The 6,055-nt window shown below is 64.5% G+C and carries 3 protein-coding genes, 2 pseudogenes and 1 riboswitch; of the genes and pseudogenes, 4 read left to right on the top strand and 1 reads right to left on the bottom strand.

The genetic code is table 11. The features are described from left to right. The 3 genes and pseudogenes from PF446_RS03800 to PF446_RS03810 all read left to right on the top strand — a co-directional run. A pseudogene (locus tag PF446_RS03800) lies at positions 1-183 on the top strand (arsenate reductase ArsC); the annotation flags it as partial. Beyond that, the gene (arsB, locus tag PF446_RS03805) at positions 180-1,247 is read left to right on the top strand and encodes an ACR3 family arsenite efflux transporter (protein WP_298069905.1); all 1,068 of its coding nucleotides are present in this window, start codon (positions 180-182) and stop codon (positions 1,245-1,247) included. The pseudogene PF446_RS03800 and the gene arsB, both read left to right, overlap by 4 nt. Positions 1,248-1,467: 220 nt before the next feature. Beyond that, positions 1,468-1,605: pseudogene (locus PF446_RS03810) on the top strand (transposase); the annotation flags it as partial. Positions 1,606-1,671: 66 nt separating this feature from the next. Here PF446_RS03810 and ahcY read toward each other — a convergent pair. Beyond that, positions 1,672-3,102, bottom strand: coding sequence for an adenosylhomocysteinase (gene ahcY, locus PF446_RS03815; RefSeq protein WP_298069908.1), 1,431 nt, complete (start codon positions 3,100-3,102; stop codon positions 1,672-1,674). Between the two features lie 20 nt (positions 3,103-3,122). Continuing rightward, positions 3,123-3,228: riboswitch (S-adenosyl-L-homocysteine riboswitch) on the bottom strand. A gap of 179 nt (positions 3,229-3,407) precedes the next feature. Between ahcY and ppc the strand changes: the two genes are divergently transcribed. Next, positions 3,408-6,055, top strand: a 2,648-nt coding sequence (gene ppc, locus PF446_RS03820) for a phosphoenolpyruvate carboxylase (RefSeq protein ID WP_298069910.1), incomplete at its 3' end; no start/stop codon positions are given.

Here is a 6,055-nt window from a genome sequence, read left to right on the forward strand (position 1 = left end):
GGCATACCCGATCCGGCAGCCGTCCAGGGTAACGAGGACACGCGAACAGGCGCCTACCTGCGAGCCTGGACCATGCTGCGCCGACGGGTGGAATTGCTGCTGGCCCTGCCCATCGAAAACCTCGACAAGCGGGACATCCATGCTGCGCTTGCCGCCATCGGCAACACGGTGGATCCGACATGAACAGCAAGTCGCCCCAGGTCCGGCCACCAGTCCGCATCGCGTTTTTCGCACGCTATCTGAGCGTGTGGGTGCTGCTGTGCATCGTGGCTGGAATCGCATGGGGGCATGCCTTCCCGAGTGCAGTTGGGGTATTGGCACGGCTCCAGGTCCGGCAGATCAACCTGCCTGTGGCCGTTCTGGTTTGGCTGATGATCGTGCCGATGCTGCTGCGCATCGATTTCGCCCGCTTGCTCGAGGTGCGCCGCCAGGTACGCGGCATCGGCATCACGCTGTTCGTGAACTGGGCAGTGAAGCCGTTCTCGATGGCGCTGCTGGGCTGGCTGTTTGTGCGACACGTGTTCGCGGCCTGGCTGCCGGCCGGTGAACATGACGCCTACATCGCCGGCCTGATCCTGTTGGCGGCCGCGCCGTGCACCGCCATGGTGTTCGTGTGGTCAAAGCTGTGTAATGGCGAACCGCACTTCACGTTGGCGCAGGTGGCTCTGAACGACACCATCATGGTCGTGGCCTTTGCCCCGATCGTGGCGTTGCTGCTGGGCGTGGCCTCGATCCAGGTGCCATGGGGAACCCTGCTGCTTTCAGTGTTGCTGTACATCGTGGTGCCGGTGGTTGTCGCGCAACTGTGGCGCCGGTTTCTGCTGCAACGCCACGATGCTGCCACGCTGGAACGGGTTCTTGAACGCATCGACCCGTTGTCGACCGGCGCCCTGCTGGCCACGTTGGTGCTGTTGTTCGGATTCCAGGGCGAGGCGATCCTGCGCCAGCCGCTGATCATCGCGATGCTGGCGGTGCCCATCATCATCCAGGTGTATTTCAACGCCGGACTGGCGTATGCGCTCAGCCGCAAGCTGGGCGTGCCACACTGCGTGGCCGGACCGTCGGCGCTGATCGGTGCCAGCAACTTCTTCGAGCTGGCCGTGGCCACGGCGATCAGTCTGTTCGGGCTGCGCTCGGGAGCCGCCCTTGCCACCGTGGTCGGGGTGCTGGTGGAAGTTCCGGTGATGCTTTCGGTGGTGCGTATCGTCAACCGTACCGAGCACTGGTTCGTGGAACGACAGCTCTGAATTAAAGCGTGCTAGCCCGGATAAGGCTCCGGCCGTACCACGGGCACTCCCTGCGGTGGTACCACGGGCACTCCCTTCGGTCGCACCACAGGCACTCCCTTCGGTCGCACCACAGGCACTCCCTGCGGTCGCATCCGGGATGGGCCGGGGAACGGTCCTGCATGGTTTGCCTGGATGCAAGGGTTTCCTGGATGCGCTTTGCTTATCCGGGCTACGGCTCTGCCGATGGTCGTTGGGCACAAACCTGGTCGAGGGCATCAATAAGGAAATCAAGGTCACCAAGCGCGTGGCCTATGGCTACCGCGAGGATGCCTGGTTCTTCCTCAAGATCCGCCCGGCATTCCCCGGAGTTGGGTGAAGAACCTAAAAAAAAGCATCCCGACTTGCGTCGGGATGCCCTGTATTGTGCGGACGGAAAGATCGATCAGTAGCGGTAATGGTCCGGCTTGTACGGGCCGTCCACCGGCACGCCGAGGTAGTCGGCCTGTTCCTGGGTCAGCTTCGTCAGCTTCACGCCGATCTGCTCCAGATGCAGGCGAGCCACTTCCTCGTCCAGCTGCTTGGGCAGGCGGTAGACCTGCTTGTCGTAGCTGTCCTTGTGGGCCCACAGGTCGATCTGTGCCAGCGTCTGGTTGGAGAAGCTGTTGGACATCACGAACGCGGGATGGCCATGCGCGCAGCCCAGGTTCACCAGCCGTCCCTCGGCCAGCAGGTAGATGCTGTTGCCGTTGGTGAAGGTGAAGCGGTCCACCTGCGGCTTGATATTCTCGTGCTTGATGTCCTTGGCCTGCTGCAGCTTCTCGACCTGGATCTCGTTGTCGAAGTGGCCGATGTTGCAGACCAGGGCGTTGTCCTTCATCGCCTTCATGTGGTCGAGGGTGATGATGTCCTTGTTGCCGGTGGTGGTGACGTAGATGTCGCCACGACCCAGGGTCTGCTCGACCGTGGTCACCTCGAAGCCTTCCATCGCCGCCTGCAGGGCATTGATGGGATCGATCTCGGTGACGATCACGCGAGCGCCGAAGCCCTTGAGCGAGTGCGCGCAACCCTTGCCCACGTCGCCGTAGCCACACACCACAGCGACCTTGCCGGCGACCATCAGGTCGGTGGCGCGCTTGATGCCGTCGGCCAGCGACTCGCGGCAGCCGTACAGGTTGTCGAACTTGCTCTTGGTGACCGAGTCGTTGACGTTGATCGCCGGCACCAGCAGCTTGCCCTGTTCGGCCAGCTGGTAGAGGCGGTGCACGCCGGTGGTGGTCTCCTCGGACACGCCCTTCCAGCCTTCGGCGGCGGTCTTCCAGAAGCCCGGGCGCTCGCTGCGGGTCTTCTTCAGCAGGTTCTTGATGACCTGCTCCTCGGTGCTGGCGCCGGGCTGGTCGACCCAGTCCGAACCGTTTTCCATGTCCAGGCCGTGATGGATCAGCAGGGTCGCGTCACCGCCGTCGTCGACAATCAGCTCGGGACCCTGCATGTCCGGATGGGTCAGCATCTGCAGCGTGCACTGCCAGTACTCTTCCAGTGTCTCGCCCTTCCAGGCGAATACCGGCACGCCGCTGGCGGCGATGGCCGCGGCGCAGTCGTCCTGGGTCGAGAAAATGTTGCACGAGGCCCAGCGCACCGAGGCGCCGAGTTCAGTCAGGGTCTCGATCAGGACCGCGGTTTCCTTGGTCATATGCAGCGAACCGGACAGGCGCACGCCCTTGAGCGGCTTGTCCGGCGCATATTTGGCGCGAATCGACATCAGCCCGGGCATTTCCTGCTCGGCCATGCGGATGCGGCGGCGACCGGCCTCGGCCAAGGCGATATCGCGGACGTTGTAATCAGGCTTGCTAGCGTCTTTGGCGACGGCGTTCATGTGTACGACTCCAGGCAAAGTTGAGACGGGCGCAGTTGCTGAGGTTGCCGAGCCTGACTCGATCCGGGCGGTTCGCCGGTGCTTCCGGAAAATCGACCGGGACGAGATGCAACGCCCCTCGGCCAAGAATGGGATGTTCCATTATATCGCTTCTTGCGGATACGTGGATGAATACGTGCGCAAGGAGCTGTCGGATGATGACTGAAGCGCGAAAACTCTGGACCTCATGGCCTCTGGGCAGGCCACGTTCAGAAGTTTCTAACCCGTTCTTGCGTATGATGTCCGGGTGACCTACAGGAGGATGCATGATCCATCAGGCTGATTCGGACGACCTTCGCAACATCGATTTCCCCCCACATGACGGACCGCTGCGCGACGATGTACGCCAATTGGGCGCGCTGGTCGGGCGCATGCTGGCCGAGCAGGGAGGTGAGGCTTTCTTTGACCGCGTCGAGAAAGTACGCACCGCCGCGATCCGGCGGCGTGAATCCGGCGCCGGCATCAGCGGCCTTGCCGGCAACCTTGCCGGCCTGGAGCCGCACGCAGCCGAGGCTCTTGCGCGAGCATTTGCGACCTATTTCCAGATGGTCAACGTGGCCGAGCGCGTGCATCGTATCCGGCGCCGCCGGGACTACCAGCTGGCCGGTGCCACGGCGCAGCCAGAGTCCCTTGCCGACGTGCTTGAAGCCCTGAAACAGCGGGGCGTCGGTGCCGATGAACTGATGGAATGGATCGGCCGTCTCGACGTCGAACCCGTATTCACCGCCCATCCCACAGAAGCCGTGCGCGGTTCGCTGCTGGAGAAGGAACAGGCGATCGTGCAGACCCTGATCGCCAATTTCGATCCCAGTCGTCCGCCTGCCGAGCGCGAGGCCGATGCCGCGCGCATGCGCATGGCCCTGACGGCCGGGTGGCAGACGGCCGAAGCCTCGCCGGTACGCCCCAGCGTGCAGGACGAGTTCGATCATGTGAGTTTCTATCTGACCGGCTCGCTGTATCGCGTCTTGCCGGTGTTCTACGAATCCATGCAGCGCGAGATCGCCAAGGTGTACGGCGAGTCACCGGAGCTGCCGCGCCTGCTGCGCTTCGCCTCCTGGGTGGGAGGGGACATGGACGGCAACCCCAACGTAGGCGCCGATACCATCGCCGAGACCCTGCGTTCCCAACGCGCGATGGTGCTGGAGCGTTACATCGAAGAATGCGCGCATCTGGCGCGCGCGCTCAGTCAGACCGAGGATCGCGTTCACGTCAGCGCGGACCTGCGCCAGCGCCTGGATGCCTATCACGAACAGTTTCCCGATCAGGCCGCGCAGATCCGTCCGCGGCATCGCGACATGCCCTACCGCTGCCTGCTGAGCCTGATGAGCGCGCGTCTGAACGCCACCCTGGACGATCACGCGGCGGGCTATCCGAATGCCGACGGGTTCGAGGCTGACGTTGCCTGCATCGCGGCCAGCCTCAAGCAGCACAATGGCGATCACGCGGGCCTGTTCGCGGTGCGACGCCTGCTGTGGCGGGTGAACACCTTTGGTTTCCACCTGGCGCGGCTGGACGTGCGCCAGGATTCGCGCGTGCACAACGATGCGCTGGCTGCCTTGCTCAATGATGCCGGATGGAGCGAGCGCGACAAGCGCGACCGCGCCGAGCGCCTGCGCGCGCTGGCGTCCGGCGACCAGGCATTCGAGGCCTGCGACGACGAGACCGCACAGTCCCTGCGCGCCGTGTTCGAAACCCTCGCCGATGCGCGCCAGCGTTACGGCGTGGCCGCCACCGGGCCGTATATCATCTCCATGGCCGAGTCCGCCGCTGACGTGCTGGCGGTGCTGGCTCTGGCACGTTATGGCGGTTTTACCGACGACGGTGGTGCCGTGCCGCTGGACGTGGCGCCTCTGTTCGAGACCGTGGACGATCTGCGCAATGGTCCCGACACGCTGCGCGCCCTGTTGAAGGACCCGGTATACCGCGCGCACCTGACCGCGCGCGGCGACAGCCAGCTGATCATGCTGGGCTATTCCGACAGCGGCAAGGACGGTGGCATTCTGGCCGCGCGCTGGGGCTTGCAGCGCGCCCAGGCGGAATTGCTGGACGTGGCTGGCGAAGCCGGCATCCAGCTGACCTTCTTCCACGGCCGCGGTGGCTCGGCCAGCCGCGGCGGTTCGCGCATCACCCCGGCGCTGATGGCCTCGCCGCGTGGCAGCGTGGCGGGCCGCTTGCGCATGACCGAACAGGGCGAAGTGATCCATCGCAAGTACGGCATCCGCGCGCTTGCGCTGCGCAACCTGGAACAGACGGTGGGTGCTGCGCTACGCGCCAGCCTGCGTCCGCGCGAACCCGAGCCGCGCGAGGAACTGTGGAGCAAACGCATGACCCAGCTGGCCGGCTACAGCCGCGAAGCCTATCGGGAGCTGGTTGGTGACCCGCAGTTCGTGCCGTATTTTCGCACCGCCACGCCGATCGACGTGATCGAGCGCATGACCCTGGGTTCGCGCCCATCGCGTCGACGCGACATGCGCGGTGTGGAGGATCTGCGGGCGATCCCGTGGGTGTTTTCGTGGACCCAGTGTCGCGCCATCATGCCCGGCTGGTATGGGCTGGGCAGCGCGCTGACACGCGGCGTGGAAGAGTTTGGCCTGGAGGCGATGACCGAAATGGCCCATGACTGGCCATTCCTGGCCACGCTGATCGACGACGTGGAGATGGTGTTGGCCAAGGCGGACCTGGATATCGCCGAGGCCTTCTCGGAACTGTCCGGAGAGCTGCACGAACACTTCTTCCCGCGCATCCGCAGCGAGTTCGAGCGTACCGTGCAGGTGTTGCTCCAGCTTCGTCGCGCGGACAGCCTGCTCACCGATGACCGCCGCCTTTCGATCTCGATCCGATTGCGCAACCCGTATGTCGATCCGATGAGCCTGCTGCAAGTGGACCTGCTCAAGCGCTGGCGCAGCGAGGGCAG

The organism is Oleiagrimonas sp. (assembly GCF_027858935.1).
GTDB lineage: Bacteria > Pseudomonadota > Gammaproteobacteria > Xanthomonadales > Rhodanobacteraceae > Oleiagrimonas.

Excerpts from the sequence above, each read along its gene's own strand:
- ahcY (WP_298069908.1), bottom strand. The coding sequence starts at position 3,102 with ATGAACGCCGTCGCCAAAGACGCTAGCAAGCCTGATTACAACGTCCGC.
- arsB (WP_298069905.1), top strand. The coding sequence starts at position 180 with ATGAACAGCAAGTCGCCCCAGGTCCGGCCACCAGTCCGCATCGCGTTT.